Genomic DNA, 19,252 nt, shown 5'->3' on the forward strand with positions numbered 1-19,252 from the left:
AAATATTTGCTTTTGTCCGTTTTTTCTTTATTTTTGTCTTAAATCTATCTGCTGTTTTCTTCTTTTTTCTCTACTTTTGCAACTGAAAACAATTTTAAACGTAATATTTAAACGTAAAACGCAACCTAAAAGTAAAACAATGAACGCAATCCAGAATTTAGCAAAGAGAAGTTTGCTTCTCGTGGCATTGTTCGTCATCGGATGTCTGCAACTCATGGCGCAGACAAGAACCATCAAAGGTGAGGTGACTGATGCGCAGAATGGTGAGGCTCTGATTGGCGCCACTGTCATGGTGGAAGGCGAAAAGGGCGGTACAGTTACTGATTTTGACGGTAACTTCAGTCTTCAGGTATCTTCTTCAGCCAAGAAGATCAAGGTATCTTATATCGGTTATATTGATAAGGTACTTTCTGTCTCAGACAATATGAAGGTGAAACTCGAATCTGACAGCAAGGCGCTGGCTGATGTCGTGGTCATCGGATATGGTACGGCAAGAAAGAGTGACCTGACTGGTTCCGTAGCTACCGTGAAATCGAAGGACTTTAATAAAGGTCTCGTTTCTTCTCCAGAACAGTTGATCAACGGTAAGGTTTCGGGTGTACAGATTATGTCCAACAGTGGTTCTGCCTCTGCCGGTAGTACCATCCGTGTGCGTGGTGGTGCATCTCTTAATGCCAGCAACGACCCTCTTATCGTGCTCGATGGTGTGCCATTGGAGCAGGGGGGTATCTCGGGTAACAGCAGCAACTTCCTCAGCATGATCAACCCTTCTGATATCGAGAGCATGACTGTATTGAAGGATGCTTCTTCTACAGCCATCTATGGTTCCCGTGCATCTAACGGTGTCATCATTATTACTACCAAGAAGGGACAGCAGGGTGCTGTAAAGGTGAACTTCAATACCACCAACAGTTTGCAGACCCGTGCGCAGATGGTAGATATGCTCAGCCGTGATGAATTTGTGAATGTCATCAACCAGTTTGGTGACGCTAATCAGAAATCATTGCTCGGTACTGCCAATACCGACTGGAATGATGTGGTTTACCGTACTGCCTTCGGTACAGATAATAACCTCAGCGTGAGCGGCAGCATCGACAAGTGGTTGCCATTCCGCGTGTCTGTAGGCTATTACAACCAGAGCGGTCTGGTTCGCAAGGACAATGTAGAGCGTTGGACAGGTAACGTGGTATTGACTCCTAGCTTCTTCCAGGATCACCTGAAGTTGACCATCAATGCCAAGGGAACGCTCAATAACAACTCATTCAATAATGGTGGTGCCGTATGGGCAGCTGCCACATTCAACCCAACCATCCCGGTTTATTCCGGTAACGACAAGTATGGTGGCTATAATGAGGCACTCGATGCTGATGGCGTTCCAGTGAATGCCGGTGTAAGAAACCCTCGCGGTCTGGTTGATCTGTATGATTCAAAGAGTAAGGTAAGCCGCTTCATCGGTTCTATGGATGTAGATTACAAGGTTCATTTCCTGCCAGACCTCAAGCTCCATGCTACCGTGGGTGCTGACTATGCCAAGGGCGACGGAACCATCTATGTTCCTGCCTACGCAGCACAGAGCTACAACAAGGATGAGTCTTTGGGCGGTAGCGATTACAAGTATGGTCCTCAGAAGAACGAGAACCGCTTGCTTACCCTCTATGCCAACTATGCAAAGTATTTCGAAGATATCAAGAGTAATGTAGATCTGACAGCCGGTTACGACTACCAGTACTGGAAGAGTACTACACCTCTTTATTATACCAAAAGTGCGGCAGGCACAAACCTGTCAACCGTAAAGGCATCAGATTACCGTCATGTAATGTTGTCATATTACGGACGTATCAACTATTCATTCGATGGAAAGTATCTCCTGACGGCAACCGTTCGTCGAGACGCATCTTCCCGTTTCTCTAAGGATACCCGTTGGGGTACTTTCCCATCTGTTGCTTTGGGCTGGACTTTGACAGAAGAGCCTTGGTTGAAGAACCAGAAGGTACTTTCTAACTTGAAACTCCGTGCCAGCTATGGTGTTACCGGTCAGCAGGAAGGTATCGGCAACTACAACTATCTGCCGGTTTATACCTACAGCGTGACAGGTGCCGAAGCATTCATCAACGGACAGTATATCAATACTTACCGTCCTGAGGCATACGTATCAGACTTAAAGTGGGAGACTACAACCTCCTGGAACTTCGGTCTCGATTTCGGATTCCTGGATGGTCGTATCGGTGGTGCCATCGATTTCTATACCCGTAAGACCAAGGACCTGTTGGCATCTGTACCAACAGCAGCTGGTACCAACTTCTCAAAGACTATCCTTACCAACGTAGGTAATGTGGACAGCAAGGGTATTGAGGTTTCTCTGAATGCAACCCCTATCCAAACCAAGGACTGGGAGTGGAATCTGAGCTACAACTTCACCTGGCAGGACATGAAGGTGAAGAACCTCTCACTCACAAAGGGTGGAAGCCAGACCAACGTGAAGGTAGGTCCATCTATCGATGCTTACCAGTTTCAGGTACTCTCAGAGGGATATGAGCCATACATGTTCTATGTATATCATCAGCTCTACGACTCTAAGACAGGCAAGCCAATCGAGGGTGCTTATGCTGATCTCAACAACGATGGCGAAATCAATGAGTCTGATCTCTACCGCTATCATTCTCCAGCCCCTAAGTACATCATGGGATTGAGTACATCATTGAGATACAAGCAGCTGACACTCGGTATGAGTTTCCGTGCCAACATCGACAACTATGTATACAACGGTATGGGTATGAGTACAGGTGCTTTTGAGACAGTAAGCTACAACAACTCACAGCTCAATAATCTCAACACCAGTTTCCTGAAGACAGGTTTCAAGACCCGTCAGTATCTCTCAGATTACTATGTAGAGAATGCTTCGTTCCTGAAACTCGACAACCTGAGTTTGAGTTACAACGTAGGTAAGATCAACAAGTGGGCTTCACTTACCGTATCTGCGATGGTACAGAATGTATTCACCATCACCGGTTACTCAGGTACAGACCCTGAGGTGCCAAACGGAATGGACAACTCATTCTATCCACGTCCTCGCACTTACTCAGTAAGCCTCGGACTTCAGTTCTAACAATCAAAACAGATAACAATGAAACTTAAGAATATATTATATAGTATGATGATGGGAACAGCGGTGCTGACAGGCACAACCAGCTGTGTTTCCGATCTCGACCAATATCCTCATACAGAGACAACCTCTAAGGATGTTTATACCTCGCTTGCCAATTATGAGGCTGTGCTGGGTAAGATTTATGCTGCCATGGTGACCAGTGGTCAGGGCAAGGGCGGCGATAATAAGGATATGGAATCCGTATTGAACAAAGGAGCAGGTTTCGACTACATGCGTATGTTTATCAATATGCAGGAGTGTGGTACCGATGAATTTGCCTCTACCTGGCTGACTGGTGAGCAGACTACGGGGCTTACTTATCTTTCCTGGGATGCCAACGATGCGTGGGTATCAGATATGTATTATCGTATCTACTACAACATCGCCCTCTGCAACGAGTTCCTGCGCAATGCCAACAGTGCCAATTTCTCGGGTGCTGATGCTGAGAAGATGAAGGAGTATAAGGCAGAAGTCCGTTTTATGCGCGCTCTGTTCTATTACCATGCCCTCGATTTCTATCGCAACATTCCGATGGTGACAGAGAATGACCCTGTTGGCAGCTACATTCCTCCTCGTTATACTCCTCAGCAGACATTCGATTATATTGAGAGCGAGTTGAAGGATTGTGTAGGTGATATGCTTCCTGCTTCTACCTGTCCTTACGGTCAGGCTTCTCAGGGTGCTGCCTATACCTTGCTTGCCAAGCTTTATCTGAACAGCGAGGTTTATACTGGCGTTGACAAATATGCTGAGTGCAAGGAGGCTTGTGAGAAGGTGATGGATATGGGCTACTCTTTGGAGTCTGATTACAGCAAGCTCTTCAATGCTGATAACGACAAACGTACCAACGAGATTATCTTCGCCTTGCCGGTAAGTGCTGAGCATATTGTAAGCTGGGGTTCTTCTACCTATCTGGTTTGCGGACAGGTGAGTCTGTCGAATGCTAACCAGAATGTAGCCGATTATGGTGTAACTGCCGGTTGGAGTGAATTCCGTCTTCGTCCTGAGTTCGTGGATAAGTTTACCCAGACCGATATTGATGGCGGCGACGACGGTGACAAGCGTTGCAAGTTCTTCACCAATGGTCAGAGCAAGGATATTTCCAGCATGACTACAGAAACCGCCGGTTATCTTTCTGAGAAGTGGAGCAACCTGAAGGATGATGGCATTACTGCAGCATCTAATACTGCCGATGCAGGTGTAGAAACCGATTTCCCTCTCTTCCGTTTGGCAGATGTCTATCTGATGTATGCCGAGTGCGTGGTTCGTTGTAAAGATGCTAATGATAAACCACTGGATTGGGATCCTTGGAATGGAGGTATCAATATTAACGATCAAACTGTAATTGAAAGCCGTAAGAAGGGCGCTATCTATTGGATTAACCTTCTCCGCGAGCGTGCATATGGAAAAGATGAAAATGGAAATCCTAGAGGACAAGTATGGAAAGAGAACTTCTCATCAAAAGAAGCCTTCCTCCAGTTCATCCTCGATGAGCGTGCCCGTGAGCTTTATCATGAAGGTTATCGCCGTACCGACCTGATTCGCTATGGTCAGTTCACAACCAACAAGTACATCTGGCAGTGGAAGGGTGGAACTCACGACGGACAGGCAGTGGATAGCAAGTACAACATCTATCCAATCCCTAACACCGAGCTTACCGCCAATCCAAATCTTCATAACGACAACTATTAATAGGATAAAAGAATGAAAAAGATATTTAGAAACCTGATGATGCTTCTCTGCGCACTCACCGCCCTGGTGAGTTGCGACGAGAGTGGCGACAAGATATATCTGGATGGCTTCAAGGCATCCGATCTGATGGCATCGGCATCCGATGTGAAGCTGTCTGTAGATAACAGTAAGGACGTTGTCCTCTCGTTAGCTTGGCAGAATCCTACCTTGCTTTCGAGCGATGAAACCAAGCCTGCGGGCAGTGGAGTGCTGAAAACTTATCTGCAGGTATCAGCCTCAGAGAACTTTACTTCAGAAAAGGAATACACCGTAACCGACCTTTCCAAGGCTTTCACCGGTGCAGACCTCAATGCTGCAGCCAAGGATCTCGGCTTGTCTCCTGATGTGAGTTCACCTCTTTATTTCCGTATCAAGAGTCAGATGGGTGCCAATCTTGATGCCGCTTACAGCAATGTCTGCCAGGTAAAGGTTACTCCATACCTCATTGATATGAGCTACATCAATATCCTGAATGAGAATAAGGAACAAGTTCTGACAAAACTCTATTCTCCTAATTCTGATGGAGTTTATTCTGGCTATATGAATGCCTCTTCTTGGTTCCATATCTGGGGTAAGGAAAATGATGGTACCATTTGGGGTAATGTAGGACAAGATGGTCATGTGTACGAAATGGATAATACTGAGTCTGCATGGAACATCTGGTTCCCAGGTCAGACAGGTATTTATTATACAGTTCTTGATACAAAAGCTAAGGAACTTAAGCCAACTTACATCAAGTCGATGCAGTTGAATGGTGAAGATATGACCTATGATGCTCCTAACTATGCTTGGACCAAGGTGATTACAACCACAGCCGATAATACTCCAGTCAGCATTGTAGCTACAGGTGCAGAGTACAGCAAGGCTACTGGTACAGAAGATGCTGCAGCCGTTGAGAAGACATTGAACTATACTTTGGCTGATGGCAAGATGACAGATTCAGAGAACGCTGGTAGCGTGAATATACCTACGGCGGGTACTTATACCATAACCGTGAAGGTTGGAGATAAGAGTGATTTGACTTATTCTATCGTATCGGGAGATCAGACAACTCCGAAACCAACCATCAGTAATACTATCGGTATGTTCTCGAAAGATGGCAGTACTTTGTATGCAACCTTTACCAAGGTGAGTGAAGGCGTATATACATGTACCTACGATTTGTCGAATCTATATGATATGCGTTTCTATTTTATAGGAGATGATATAGATGACAAACGAGTATGTTATGGTTCTGTTCCTAACAGCCAATTCTCTCTTTATAAGGAGGAAGATGATAGCAATCGCCAAGGTTGGGACATCTGGTTTAATGATGATGCTAAAAGCATGGAATCGGCAACGATTACAGTTGACCTCAACACCATGACATGGAAGTATGAATAATTAATAAGAAAAATAGCAATGAAGAATATATTTGGAAAAGCCATATTGCTGGCTTCAGCACTCTTGTTTTCTATCACGGGCACGAGTTGCAGCAATGATGATAATACCACTTCTGAAAAGGAGAAGATATACGATATGAGTGGCTTCGCCAAGGGCGCCGATGTAAGTTGGCTCACAGAAATGGAGAAGGATGGTGTGAAATTCTATAATCAGAATGGCAAGGCTACAGAATGCATGAAGCTCCTCCGCGAAGAGGGAACCAATTCCATCCGTCTGCGTGTCTGGGTAAATCCGGAAGGTGGCTGGTGTGGCAAGGATGATGTCATCGCCAAGGCTTGGCGAGCTCAGCAGCTCGGCTTCCGTCTGATGATTGACTTCCACTATTCTGATACCTGGGCTGACCCGGGCAACCAGAAAGTTCCTGCTGCATGGCAGGGCTATACTGCCGAACAGATGAAACAGGCTGTGGCTGATCATACCAAGGATGTGTTGAAAGCCTTGAAGGATAGAGGTGTAACCAACGTAGAGTGGGTACAGGTGGGTAATGAAACCCGCGACGGTATGCTCTGGAATAGCGATGAGGCTGTAACCGGTCAGGTATCTAAGAATGCAGCCAACTTTGCTGCTTATATCAACGTCGGATATGATGCTGTAAAGGAAGTTTATCCTAATGCAAAGGTCATCGTGCATGTAGATCAAGGACAGGACCTCGGTGGTCTTACCTGGCTCTACGATAAGCTGAAGGAAAATGGTGGAAAATGGGATGTCATCGGACTGTCTCTTTATCCGGAAGATGATAACTGGCAGAGTTATGCAGAGAGTTGTCTCTCTAACATCCAGACTCTTTCTTCCATGTATGGCAAGGACGTCATCATCTCTGAAATCGGTATGTGGTGGGGCTCTGACCAGGCTGCGCCATTGATGAAGAAGATGGTGGATGGCTGTAAGAAGATTTCTACCTGCGAAGGTGTCTTCTATTGGGAACCAGAAGTTTACAACAACTGGAAGCCAGCCAACTATATCACTCTGGGTTGGTCTGCATATACCAAGGGAGCGTTCGACAACAGCGGCAAACCAACTGCCGTATTTGATGCATATAAAAATATTAAATAGCAATATGATCAAGAGAAGCATTACTTTCATGACTCTTGCCCTGGCACTCACTACGCTGTGCCAGGCGCAGAGCCGAAAAATAATAAACCTGCCTTCATGGGACTTCTCCCGTGATGGCAAGGCGTGGCAGCAGGTAGCTGTTCCGCACGATTGGGCTATCTCGGGACCTTTTGATAAGAAATGGGACCTGCAGATGGTGGCCATCGAGCAGAATGGCGAAACCGAAAAGACCGAGAAGTCGGGACGTTCTGGTGCGCTGCCTTGGATAGGTGAGGGTATGTATAAGATGAACTGGACGGCCCCTAAGGGCTATAAGCGTGCCGTACTCGTCTTCGACGGTGCCATGAGCCAGCCTGTTGTCAGCGTCAATGGCAAGGAGGCAGGCAGATGGGCTTACGGCTACAATGCCTTCCGCATCGACATCACACCTTTCATCCAGTTTGGTAAGAGTAATCTCATCGAGGTACATCTTAATAATGTAGAGGAGAGCAGCCGATGGTATCCGGGAGGCGGTCTTTACCGTCCGGTTTCCGTAGAACTCTATGGCAACGAGAACTTCTCTACCTGGGATACCTTCGTGCGTACCCTGAAAGCTGATAAGCAGGAAGCTGAAGTAGAAGTAAATGCGCTGCTTGAAGGAAAGACTGGTAAGTCGGGCAAGACCGTCATCGCCCTGTTGGATGAGGCTGGCAAGAAGGTTGCCGAGCAGATCGTCACAGGTGCCAATCCTGAAATCAAGACTACTCTGAAGGTGGCGAATCCTCAGCTCTGGTCTCCGGAATCTCCTTACCTCTATCAGGTAAAGCTTACCCGATATGAAGGAAAGAAGGTGGCTGATGTGCAGACCCTGAAGACCGGTATCCGCACCATTGCCGTATCCAAGAATAATGGTTTCCAGCTCAATGGCATCACCCGCAAACTGAAGGGTGTCTGTCTGCACCACGACCTCGGTCCATTGGGCGCAGCAGAGAACAAGGCTGCCCTCATCCGCCAGATCAAGATGATGAAGCAGATGGGTTGCGACGCCATCCGTACTGCCCACAACATGCCTTCTACCATGCAGATGGAACTCTGCGATTCCCTTGGTATGATGGTAATGGCAGAGAGTTTCGATATGTGGATTTATCCTAAATGCAAGAATGGCTATGCCAAGTTCTTCAAGGAGTGGAGCGATAAAGATATCACAAATCTGGTAAAGCACCACCGCAACCATCCTAGCATCGTGATGTGGAGCATCGGTAACGAGATTCCTGAACAGTGGAGCAAGGAGGGTATGGAGATAGCCAAGCATCTGCAGGATATCTGTCATCAGTACGACCCTTCCCGTCCTGTTACCCAGGGTATGGACAAGGCTGAGGATGCCTTGAAGAGCGGATTTGCCCAGGTAATGGATGTACCGGGCTTCAATTATCGCGTACATAAATATTTTAAGAATATAGAGCAGTTGCCTCAGGGCTTCCTCCTCGGTTCTGAAACCGCCTCTACGGTCAGCTCCCGTGGCGTATACAAGTTCCCAGTAGTGGTAAGTGATAAGGCTACCTATCCTGATGGTCAGTGCTCAAGCTATGACACCGAATATTGTTCCTGGAGTAATCTTCCGGATGATGACTGGAAGATGCAGGATGACTACAGTTGGGTAATCGGTGAGTTTGTATGGACCGGTTACGACTATCTGGGCGAGCCGACTCCTTACGATACCTACTGGCCAAGCCGTAGCAGCTACTTCGGCATCTGCGACCTTGCCGGACTTCCAAAGGACCGCTACTATATGTATCGTGCCCGCTGGAACGAGCAGCAGCATACCACCCATCTTCTCCCTCACTGGAACTGGAAGGGCAGGGAAGGACAGGTTACCCCTGTATATTGCTACACCGATGGTGTGGAAGGCGAGCTTTTTGTAAACGGCAAGAGCCAGGGCAGAGTTCGCAAGGACAAGTCAAGCCGTCTGGACCGCTATCGCCTCCGCTGGAACAACGTGAAGTATGAACCGGGTGAGATTCGCGTGGTTACCTACAACCAGTATGGCGATAAGATAGGTGAGGACGTGAAGCGTACTGCCGGCGAGCCTGCACAGATGAAGTTCAGTGTAGAAACTCCTGATCATGAGCCTATTGCCTGCATGGTAGAAGGCTGTACCGATGAGCACAATGTGCTTCTGAATGCCGATGGCAACGACCTTGCTTTCATCACCGTGAGTCTGCAGGATAAGGACGGCAATGAATGTCCGCTTGCCGATGACGAACTGACCTTCGAGGTGAGTGGTGCCGGCACTTTCAAGGCAGCCTGCAATGGCGATGCCACATCGCTCGAACCGTTCACCCAGCCTCAGATGAAACTCTTCTCCGGCAAACTCGTTGTCATCGTACAGAGTAGCAAGCAGAAGGGCGACATCATCCTGAAGGTAAAAGACAGCAAGCGAAATATCGAACAGTCGATTACGCTCCAGGCAATATAAGATGATAGGCACGGATTACACTCGTAATCCGTGCCTTATTTATACTCTTGGCATGATACTTATGACACTCCCTCTTCTTTTTTTTATAAATTTTCTCCGATATTTTTTGGCGTTATCATGAATATTGTGTAAATTTGCACACATGAAAAAGTCAAAAGAACCTATATCTCGCATCAGCATGGCAATTGCTATGCTCTTTGTTTCGCTCGCCATCCATGCGCAGCGTTTCGTAAACACCTCCCTTGAAGGTGCTCAGACAGTTTGTGCCATTACCCAGAACAGTGATGGAATGATATGGCTCGGAACCGACAACGGTCTTTACAGCTATGATGGTTATCATGGCTACCGCCATTTTCAGGAACATACATTCAGCAATACGCGTGTCAATGCGCTCGGTTTCGAGGGCAGGATGCTCTATCTGGCTACTGGCAACGGCATCCTGAAATTCGATACGCAATCTTATCAATATGCCGAAACACCAGCCATGAAGGCTTTTGCCGATAAGGCGAAGCGCAAGCAGCTGAAGGAACTCCGTGTGCTCGATATCAAGGGTGGTAAGACTGACTTCGGTGGCGATGTCTATGCCTTGCTCTCTACTCCGCGAGGCTTGCTCGTAGGTTCGCTCGCTGGTCTGCATCTCGGCAGCAGACTGATTCCGCTCCGTGCCGGAGAACAGCCGCTGGTCAATGCGCTCGCCTATGATGCCAAGCGCCGATGCTACTGGATTGGTACCGAGGGCGCTCTCTATTGTGCCGATCTGCAACTCAGGAACTTCTCACAGATTCCAGCTCTGAACGGCAATTCCATCAAATGTCTTTCTACAGATGCTGCCGGCAATCTCTATATCGGAACAGATAACGGACTCTATCAGATGGCACTCTCCAATGCCATCACCCATTATATCCACGATTCCCGCGATGATACTTCTATTCCTAACAACATCGTCTGGGCTTGCTTTGTAGATAAATGGCAGAATGTATGGGTGGGTACTGACAATGGACTCTCCCGTCTCACTACCCATACCTATTACCGCTATGTATCGCTCGATAAGATTACGATGTCGGGTGAGGGCAACTGTCTCCATGCCATGCTCCAGACCCGTAACGGCGAATGGTGGATGGGCGGTACCAACGGTCTGATTCATTTCACCCGGAATGCTGAAGGCTATCAGAATGTGGCATGGTACAAGCAGAACAGCTCTGCCTTCCCGCTGAGTCATAACCGTGTACGCAAGATTTATGAAGACCATGACGGCGATGTATGGATCTGTACCGACCATGGCATCAACTTCTATGACCGCAGTTCCCGTCAGATGCGCAACTTCATCGTCTACGATAAGAGTGGCAAGTATTCTACTGCCTGGGCTTACGATATTCTCCAGGACAAGAAGGGCAGAATATGGATGGGTTCTTATCAGGGCGGTGTCTTCGTGATGGATAAGGCGGCTCTTCTGAGCGGCAAGACCATAGCCGACTGGCATTACTCGGACAAGGGAAAGAATGCGCTCTCTGGTCTGCATGTAGGTCAGATGGTGATGGATGGAAAGGGTAGGATTTGGGTTTCTACCTATACCCGTCTCGACTGCATCAATCCGAACGATATGAAGGTGGTGCAGGTAGCTAACTCAGATGTTGTCAACTATCTGATGGCAGACAGCAAGGGCAATATCTGGATGGGTGATAACAATTCGGTAACCTGTTATTATGTAGCCGGTACTGTGCTGGGTAACAGCTTTTCTTCCAAGACATGGCAGATTGGTGGCAAGGTAAGTACCATGTGCGATGTGGAAGGCAAGATATGGGTGGTATCGGGCAATGAATGCTGCGTAATCAATCCTGAGGGCGAGAGCCAGCGCTTCATGATTCCTTCTGTTGTGCCGCTCAACATCTGTTACAGCAGACAGACTCATGAGGTAATGATGGGCGGTAATGACGGCTATGTAGCAATCAGTTCCGATGTAGCACAGAAGCCTAAGCTGTTTACCCGCCTGATGCTGGCAGGAATCATCGTAAACGGACAGGCTTGTGAGGAGCGTGGAGAAATCCTGAAACTGAAGAGTGATGAGAATAACTTCACCCTGCAGCTCACCGACCTTCCTTTTGCTGATCATCCTTCAGCCGTTTATGCTTACAAACTCGAAGGCAGCGACCACGACTGGCATTATCTGAACTCAGGCAATATCGATATCACCTACAATGGTTTGTCGTATGGCGATTATCATCTTACGGTTCATGCCGTGGATGGTGAAGGCAAGATAGCTGCCGAGGTTTATTCGCTCGACATCTCCGTCCTGCCGCCTTGGTATCTCTCCTTCTGGTGCAAGCTCTTCTATATCACGGCACTCATCGTGTTTGTGGCATGGCTGGTAAGCTGGTATTTTCTGCGCAAGGAACTGGCTGATGCCCAGAAGCAGAAGGCTGAGGTGTTGGAGCAGGTACAGATGCGTATTGACTTCTTCAACCGTCTGACGGAAGATTTGAAGGCTGCCGTAGCTCATCGTTCATTTGATGAGGTGACAGCTCTGATGGTCCGCTACCTGAATGTGAAGATGCCAGAGGAGCCATCAGCTGTTGCTACTGGCTTATCCGCTTCGCCTGAATCTGAGCCTGAGTCATCATCCTCAGAACCAGTTCCTGCACGCTCTGAATCTTCTGAAGAGGAAAAGAAGGAAGTAGATGTCAGCGAGTTGGATGTGTCAGACAAGCGTCTGCTCGAAGAGATCAATGAAGCGATAGAGAAGCACATGATCGATTCTGACTTCAATGTTTCGATGTTGCAGGATGTGATAGGCATAGGTGGCAAACAGCTGTATCGCAAGATGAAGGCGATAACGGGCCGTACGCCTGTAGAGTATATCCGTGAGATGCGTATGAACCGTGCTGCCGAGCTCCTGAGCCAGGGCAAGTTCAGTGTTTCCGAGGTGATGTATACCGTTGGTTTTTCCAACAGCAGTTATTTCTCCAAATGCTTCTCCAAGGAGTATGGCATGACTCCTACGGAATACATGAAGGTGAAGAGGTAAATAAATGATGTGCTTCCGTTTGCCTATAGATATGGCTGTGTGGGGTTAAGAATATGGCTGTGTGGGGTTACGGATACGACTCCGTTGGGTTACGGATACGACTCCGTAGGCTAATGGAGACGTATCCTTCGGCTTGTCGAGATATCTGCGTCAGCTGACGGAGCTACTTGATTCAGCTGATTGAGCTACTTGCGTCAGCAGACAGAACCACTTATGTTAGCTGACTGAACTATATCAGTATTCAGTTGTATTACATGTGTATATTTTCTCTAACTTAATACCACATCTGCCACACTTATACTTAACTCTTTGATTATAAGCGAATAACGAGTGGCAATAAGGGGTGTTTCTGTTGTCACCTTATTGCCACCTGTTGCCACATTTTGCCTAAAACCAGCAAAATATCGGTGTTTTAGATGGATTTTGGGGTGAAAACTAAGATGATATTGAGCAAAAACGCTGATTTTTCGGTTCAATATTAGGCTTTTTCAATCGTTTTTTGCAATTTTACTTGGCAACAAAGGAAGAAAAATACGTTCCGATGCAGTAAAAAATGCGTCCCGATGTAGCATTTGCTACGTCCCGACGCAGCAAAAGATACGTCCGGACGTAGTACAAGATACGTCGGGACGTAATTTCAGCATTATGAAAACGGCTGCATAGAAACAAAAAAAAGTGTGTATTGAACTTGTTTTTGCAAACTGTAATCGGATGTGACAAAAAACCAACAATTAACTAAATTTATGAGCAAATATGCTAAAAAAGATAGATATTTCGTGTTAATTATTTAAATTTTAAGCGATTATCTTGGGCAAATAAGAAAATATTCGTAATTTTGCACCGATTTAAGTTAAATAGGTATTTCCATGCGTGCATTTTAGTGAAAGAATGTATAAATGGAGGGGCGAAGTGTTGCCCTGAGTGCTTTCGGCTTTTACCAAACGAGAAAAAAATGAGAAAAAATGATAATTATTAATTAATAAACTTGAAACAAACAAGGATGAGAAGATTAACTCTTTTACTTGTCTCACTTGTATTGTTGTCTATCCAATCGGTCTTGGCGCAGAGTTTCAGCGTCAAGGGTACAGTCGTGTCTGCTGAAGACAACGAACCGATGATTGGTGTGACCATTATGCAAGAGGGAACATCAAATGGCGTAGTGACCGATATTGACGGTAACTATACCATCGAAATTAAGGGTGCTTCGAAGGCTACGCTTGCCTACTCTTATGTGGGTTGCGTTACGCAGAAGCACGTTGTGAAAGCGCAGACTAATACGCTCAACATCACCCTTGCTTCGGATTCCAAGATGATGGATGAAGTGGTTGTGGTGGCGTATGGCGTGAGAAAGAAGGGAACCATTGCGGGTTCCGTGTCTGCCGTAAAGTCTGAAAAGATAGAAAATGTGCCGGCGGCAAGCTTCGACCAAGCTTTGCAGGGACAGAGTACTGGTTTGCAGGTCATCTCTTCTTCGGGTGAACCTAGCAAGGCGGCTACCTTCCAGATCCGTGGTACCAACTCTATCAACTCCGGCAAGTCGCCACTCTTTATCCTCGACGGCGTGCCAATCTCAAGTTCTGATTTCAATACCTTGAGTCCTAACGATATCGAAAGTATCTCTGTATTGAAGGATGCCTCTTCTACCTCAATCTATGGTGCACGTGCTGCCAATGGTGTGGTTGTCATCACTTCCAAGCGAGGCTTGTCAATGGACAAGGCGAAGATTACGCTCCGTGCACAGTATGGTTTCTCTGAGTTGGCACAGACCAACTGGAAAATGATGAATACCGACGAGCGTATCCAGTTTGAGAAAGAAGTAGGTCTGGATACAGGTAAGGATTACAATCTCCTTTCAAGAGTAAACGTAAACTGGCTGGACGAGGTGTTCAACGACCGCGCTCCGCTGCAGAGCTACGAACTCTCTATCAACCGTGCTACCGACCGCTTGAACTACTATGTTTCTGGTGGTTTCTACGATCAGGATGGTATCGCACAGAATTCAACCTTCCGCCGTTACAACATCCGCACCAATGCTGATGTAAAGGCTGGCAAGTGGTTGAAGGTAGGTACCAACACCATGGCTGCCTATGAAGAGGCTCAGCAGGCTGACGACGGTAGCTATACTACCGTTACTCCTATCTCAGCATGCCGATTCATGCAGCCTTACTGGAATCCTTATGCCAAGGATGGCAGTCTGGCTTCACTTTCAGCAGGCAACTGGGCTGGAACCAGCGAGAACCCTATCGTTTACATGGGCTTGAATCCTATCAAGAACAAGAAATATAAGGTGCTCTCTACCATGTATGCTGAAATCTATCCGATAGAGAATCTGACTATCCGTACTCAGTTCGGTGCCGATTTCACCCATTCTACAGCGTTCCTCCAGTCGTTCCCAAGTCTCTCTTCAAATAACGGACAGGGTACTGCGGCACGCCAGAGCAGCGATGCCATCAACCTGACAGAGACTACTACGGCTAACTACCGTTTCACCCTGAACGATATCCATTCGTTCAACGTGATGCTGGGTCAGGAGGCTGTCAATTTCCACTCAGAGGGTTTCCAGGTATATTCCAAGGGTCAGACCAGCGATCTCCTGACCAACGTATCATCTGGTACACGTGCCAGCCGCTGGGCAGATTCATCTTCTGACTACTCTTACCTGTCATTCTTCATGCGTGGCGAGTATAACTATAAGGAGCTCTACTATGCCGACTTCTCTCTGCGTACCGATGCTTCTTCACGTTTCGGTAAGGATCATCGCTGGGGTACATTCTGGTCGCTCGGTTTCATGTATAACGTGAAGTCAACCGACTGGCTGAAGGATATGAAGTGGCTCAGCACAGCCCAGATTGCCGTAAGTACCGGTACATCGGGTAATTCTGAGATTCCTAACTATTATCATCTGGCTCTGGTATCGGGTGGTGCCAACTACGATAATACTGCCGGTTTCTCTCCATCACAGAGTGGTAACGAGGAATTGGGTTGGGAGTCAACATGGGCAAACAACTTCGCCCTCCGTTTGGGCTTCCTCGACAGAATCAACTTCAGCTTCGAGGCTTACTACAAGCGTACCTCTAATATGCTGATGCGCGTTCCTGAGTCTTATACCGTAACCGGCGAGGGCTATCGCTGGAAGAACGTAGGTGTGATGGCTAACAAGGGTATCGAGCTGAGTGCTGACGGTGATGTTATCCGCACACGCGACTTTACCTGGAATGTAAGTGCCAACGTATCTTACAACCAGAACCGATTGAAGGAACTCTATAACGGTGTAACCGAGTATGTAAACTCAACCACCGGTTTGAAGTATGTGGTAGGTCACTCAGTAAGCGAGTTCTTCCTGAACCGTTATGCCGGTGTGAATCCAGCGAATGGTGAGCAGCTCTGGTATGATAAGGATGGCAACGTGACCAACGAGTTCCGTGAGAGCGACAAGGTGATGACAGGCAAGACCTATGATGCACCTTGGATGGGCGGTTTCGGTACAAGCTTCCGTTGGAAGGGCTTGCAGCTTTCTGCCCAGTTCAGCTGGATCGGTACACGCTACGTGATTAACAACGACCGTTACTTCGAGGAGAGCGGTGTAACCTTCGGTACTGCTTACAACCAGTCAAACCGTCTGTTGTACGACCGCTGGAAGCAGCCAGGCGATATTACCGACATCCCACGTTGGGGCGAGGTAACCCAGCTCGACGACCGCTTCTTGGAGAATGCATCGTTCCTCCGTCTGAAGAATCTCAGTCTGTCCTATTCATTGCCACAGAGTCTGTTGCGCAAGACCAACTTCTTCTCTATGGTCAGAATCTACGGTCAGGCACAGAACCTCTTCACCGTAACCGGTTTCAACGGTCTGGATCCTGAGGTTTCATCCAATATTTACCAGGCACAGTATCCGGCATCACGCCAGTTTACTCTGGGTGTTGAATTGCAATTCTAACCAAGAAAGGAGAAAAAAATGAATATCAAAAATATAAAGACATACATCCTGTCGGGAATCCTAGCCCTCTCGATGTCTTCCTGTCTTGATAAGTATCCAGAGGATTCTATCCGCATGGACCAGGCTATCAACACGGTGGGCGACATAGACAAGCTGGTGTACGGTATCTACGACAGTTTCAAGAGCAGCGCCCTCTATTCGGGCAATCTGACAATCCTGCCAGATCTGCAGGCAGACTTCGTGTACTGCGTGAAGGGCTACTCTAATGCCTATGGCGATATCTACCGTTGGAAAGATATCAAGGCTACCAACACCGACATCGAGGCGGTATATGCCGACCTTTATGGTGTTATCAACAATGCCAACTTCCTGCTCGACAATGTAGATAAGGTAAAGGCAAACACCAACAGTGATAAGGAGCTCGACAAGTTGGAGCAGTGTGAGGGCGAGGCTTATTTCGCTCGTGCCCTGGCTTACTCAGAGTTGATCAAGTGTTTCTGCAAGGCTTACGATAGCGATGAGCAGGCAGAGAAGGAACTCGGCGTGGTACTCACAGAGCACTATTACGGCAATGAGCCACAGAAGAGAGCCAGTCTGAAGGAATCATACGAATTCGTATTGAGAGACCTTGACAAGGCTACTGGGTATCTGAAGGTAGACGAAGACTTCACAGGAAGTCTCTACAACGAGATTTACTTCAACGAGTATACCTGTCATGCCTTGCGTGCGCGCGTATCCTTATATATGCATAAGTATGATGATGCCATCAAGTATGCATCTAAGGTAATCGGCAGTAAGTATTATACATTGGAGAAGGCTTCTTCCAACACCTATTCAAACCAGGTGAACGATTATAAGTATATCTGGACCTATGGTGATTCGCGTGAGGCTATCTGGAAGGTAGGCTTCACCGTGAACAGCTATGGCGGTGCACTGGGTACCATCTTCGATAACTACAACTTCGTAACTTATCGCCCTGACTATGTGCCTGAGACATGGGTCATCAACTCATTCGACAGCAATGACCTCCGTGCTGCAGCCATCTTCACAACCCGTGTAACAGGTTATGAGCACGGTTTGCAGTGGCCTTTGCTGAGCAAGTATTTCGGCGATGCAGAATTCCTGAACAACAATATCCTGCATGTTCATCAGCCAATGGTATTCCGTCTGTCAGAGCAGTATCTGATACGTGCTGAGGCTTACGCCATGAAGGGGGACTATAGTAAGGCAGGTAAGGACATCTCTACCTTGCGTACAGCCCGCTACTCATCTTATGGTGGTAACACCTCGATGAGCGAGAGCAACGCCATGAAGATAATCGAGGCAGAGCGCGTGAAGGAACTCTATATGGAAGGCTTCCGTCTGAACGACCTCAAGCGCTGGCACAAGGGATTTGAGCGTAAGGCTGCCGACCAGCCTGCTGCCAACTTCGTGCAGAGCAGTCTGAAGGTTGAAAAGGATGACCCTCTCTTTGTCTGGCCAATTCCTCAGCATGAGCTTGAGGCACCAGGTTCTGAGATTCAGCCTAATGAAAGTAACAAATAAAATAAGGAGACGATCATGAAGAAAATAATGATGGGATGTTTGGCAGCCGTAGCTGCACTCATCGCTCTTGTGAGTTGTTCACAGGATTATACCACTTATGCTGGTCCAAGTCATATCATGTTCTCTGATACGCTCTATCAGTATGCTGTACAGGAAAGCAATGAGGTTTTCAATGTGCCTGTATCTGCAACCGAAAAAGCTGACTACGACCGCACCTTCGGCGTGGAGGTAGTAGACAAGCAGAGCAATGCCATCGAGGGTAAGCATTACCGCATCCTCAACAACACCGTTACAATCAAGGCGGGCGAGATGGTAGGAAATGTGAAGGTTCAGGGTATCTATGATAACATCGGCAAGACCGATTCGCTCGGCTTCACCCTGAAACTGGTGATTCCGGAGAAGTATAACTGGACAGATCTCTATAAGGACTATGCCCACGTGGTAATGCAGAAGTCTTGTCCTTTCGATATCCACAACTTCTCTGGCTGGTGCATGGTAACATCTACCTTCTACAGCAAGTATCTGAACAACGTAAACAACCGTCTGATCAAGACCGAGGTGGTGGAAGGTGAGGAGAATACCGTTCTGCTGAAGGATGTTTACTATAAGGGCTACAACCTGAAGTTGAAGTTCAATACCAAGAACATGCTTGAGCCAAAGGTAGAGATGGACGACCAGATAGCCGGTGAGACCGGCGAGGCGTTCGGTACCATCTATGGAGACGGCAAGTTGCGCATCAGCCAGCCTTCTCTCTATACCTCTTATTATAACACCTGCCAGAACTATGTATTGCAGTATGTTGTTATGAGTGTAAACAACAAGGATGGTTCATTATTCGGTAATGTAGGTACCTTTATCACCGTATTTGAATGGATCGACGATGCAGAGGCAGAGAAATTGAAAGAACAAGGATATTAATCG

9 protein-coding genes are annotated in these 19,252 nt (G+C 47.3%); all 9 read left to right on the plus strand.

Annotated elements, in window-relative coordinates; all coding sequences use genetic code 11:
• The first annotated feature begins 139 nt into the window (after positions 1–139).
• The 9 genes from NQ544_RS12965 to NQ544_RS13005 all read left to right on the plus strand — a co-directional run bounded on the left by NQ544_RS12965 (position 140) and on the right by NQ544_RS13005 (position 19,249).
• Positions 140–3,106 (plus strand): SusC/RagA family TonB-linked outer membrane protein, encoded by a 2,967-nt coding sequence (locus NQ544_RS12965; protein WP_006847601.1) that lies wholly within the window; start codon positions 140–142, stop codon positions 3,104–3,106.
• 18 nt (positions 3,107–3,124) lie between these two features.
• The gene (locus NQ544_RS12970) at positions 3,125–4,837 is read left to right on the plus strand and encodes a RagB/SusD family nutrient uptake outer membrane protein (protein ID WP_006847600.1); all 1,713 of its coding nucleotides are present in this window, start codon (positions 3,125–3,127) and stop codon (positions 4,835–4,837) included.
• A 12-nt stretch (positions 4,838–4,849) separates the two neighbouring features.
• Positions 4,850–6,259: a DUF5111 domain-containing protein gene (locus tag NQ544_RS12975; RefSeq protein WP_006847599.1), complete on the plus strand. Its 1,410-nt coding sequence runs from the start codon at positions 4,850–4,852 to the stop codon at positions 6,257–6,259.
• 18 nt (positions 6,260–6,277) lie between these two features.
• Positions 6,278–7,372, plus strand: coding sequence for a glycoside hydrolase family 53 protein (locus tag NQ544_RS12980; protein ID WP_006847598.1), 1,095 nt, complete (start codon positions 6,278–6,280; stop codon positions 7,370–7,372).
• 4 nt (positions 7,373–7,376) lie between these two features.
• Positions 7,377–9,827 carry a glycoside hydrolase family 2 TIM barrel-domain containing protein gene (locus tag NQ544_RS12985; RefSeq protein WP_228023633.1) on the plus strand — a complete coding sequence of 817 codons (2,451 nt, stop codon included), beginning with the start codon at positions 7,377–7,379 and terminating at the stop codon, positions 9,825–9,827.
• A gap of 142 nt (positions 9,828–9,969) precedes the next feature.
• Entirely contained in the window at positions 9,970–12,849 is a 2,880-nt protein-coding gene (locus NQ544_RS12990; RefSeq protein ID WP_006847595.1) for a two-component regulator propeller domain-containing protein, read from the plus strand.
• Between the two features lie 1,000 nt (positions 12,850–13,849).
• Positions 13,850–16,786, plus strand: a complete 2,937-nt coding sequence (locus tag NQ544_RS12995) for a SusC/RagA family TonB-linked outer membrane protein (protein WP_006847594.1) — start codon at positions 13,850–13,852, stop codon at positions 16,784–16,786.
• 18 nt (positions 16,787–16,804) lie between these two features.
• A complete protein-coding gene (locus NQ544_RS13000) occupies positions 16,805–18,331 on the plus strand; it encodes a RagB/SusD family nutrient uptake outer membrane protein (protein WP_006847593.1) in 1,527 nt (508 codons plus the stop codon).
• Positions 18,332–18,346: 15 nt separating this feature from the next.
• The gene (locus NQ544_RS13005) at positions 18,347–19,249 is read left to right on the plus strand and encodes a DUF4984 domain-containing protein (protein ID WP_006847592.1); all 903 of its coding nucleotides are present in this window, start codon (positions 18,347–18,349) and stop codon (positions 19,247–19,249) included.
• Positions 19,250–19,252 lie beyond the last annotated feature (3 nt).

It is taken from the genome of Segatella copri DSM 18205 (assembly GCF_025151535.1).
GTDB classification, from domain to species: Bacteria; Bacteroidota; Bacteroidia; order Bacteroidales; family Bacteroidaceae; genus Prevotella; species Prevotella copri.

Excerpts from the sequence above, each read along its gene's own strand:
- NQ544_RS12975 (WP_006847599.1), top strand. The coding sequence starts at position 4,850 with ATGAAAAAGATATTTAGAAACCTGATGATGCTTCTCTGCGCACTCACC.
- NQ544_RS13000 (WP_006847593.1), top strand. The coding sequence starts at position 16,805 with ATGAATATCAAAAATATAAAGACATACATCCTGTCGGGAATCCTAGCC.
- NQ544_RS12990 (WP_006847595.1), top strand. The coding sequence starts at position 9,970 with ATGAAAAAGTCAAAAGAACCTATATCTCGCATCAGCATGGCAATTGCT.
- NQ544_RS12970 (WP_006847600.1), top strand. The coding sequence starts at position 3,125 with ATGAAACTTAAGAATATATTATATAGTATGATGATGGGAACAGCGGTG.
- NQ544_RS12995 (WP_006847594.1), top strand. The coding sequence starts at position 13,850 with ATGAGAAGATTAACTCTTTTACTTGTCTCACTTGTATTGTTGTCTATC.
- NQ544_RS12965 (WP_006847601.1), top strand. The coding sequence starts at position 140 with ATGAACGCAATCCAGAATTTAGCAAAGAGAAGTTTGCTTCTCGTGGCA.
- NQ544_RS13005 (WP_006847592.1), top strand. The coding sequence starts at position 18,347 with ATGAAGAAAATAATGATGGGATGTTTGGCAGCCGTAGCTGCACTCATC.
- NQ544_RS12985 (WP_228023633.1), top strand. The coding sequence starts at position 7,377 with ATGATCAAGAGAAGCATTACTTTCATGACTCTTGCCCTGGCACTCACT.
- NQ544_RS12980 (WP_006847598.1), top strand. The coding sequence starts at position 6,278 with ATGAAGAATATATTTGGAAAAGCCATATTGCTGGCTTCAGCACTCTTG.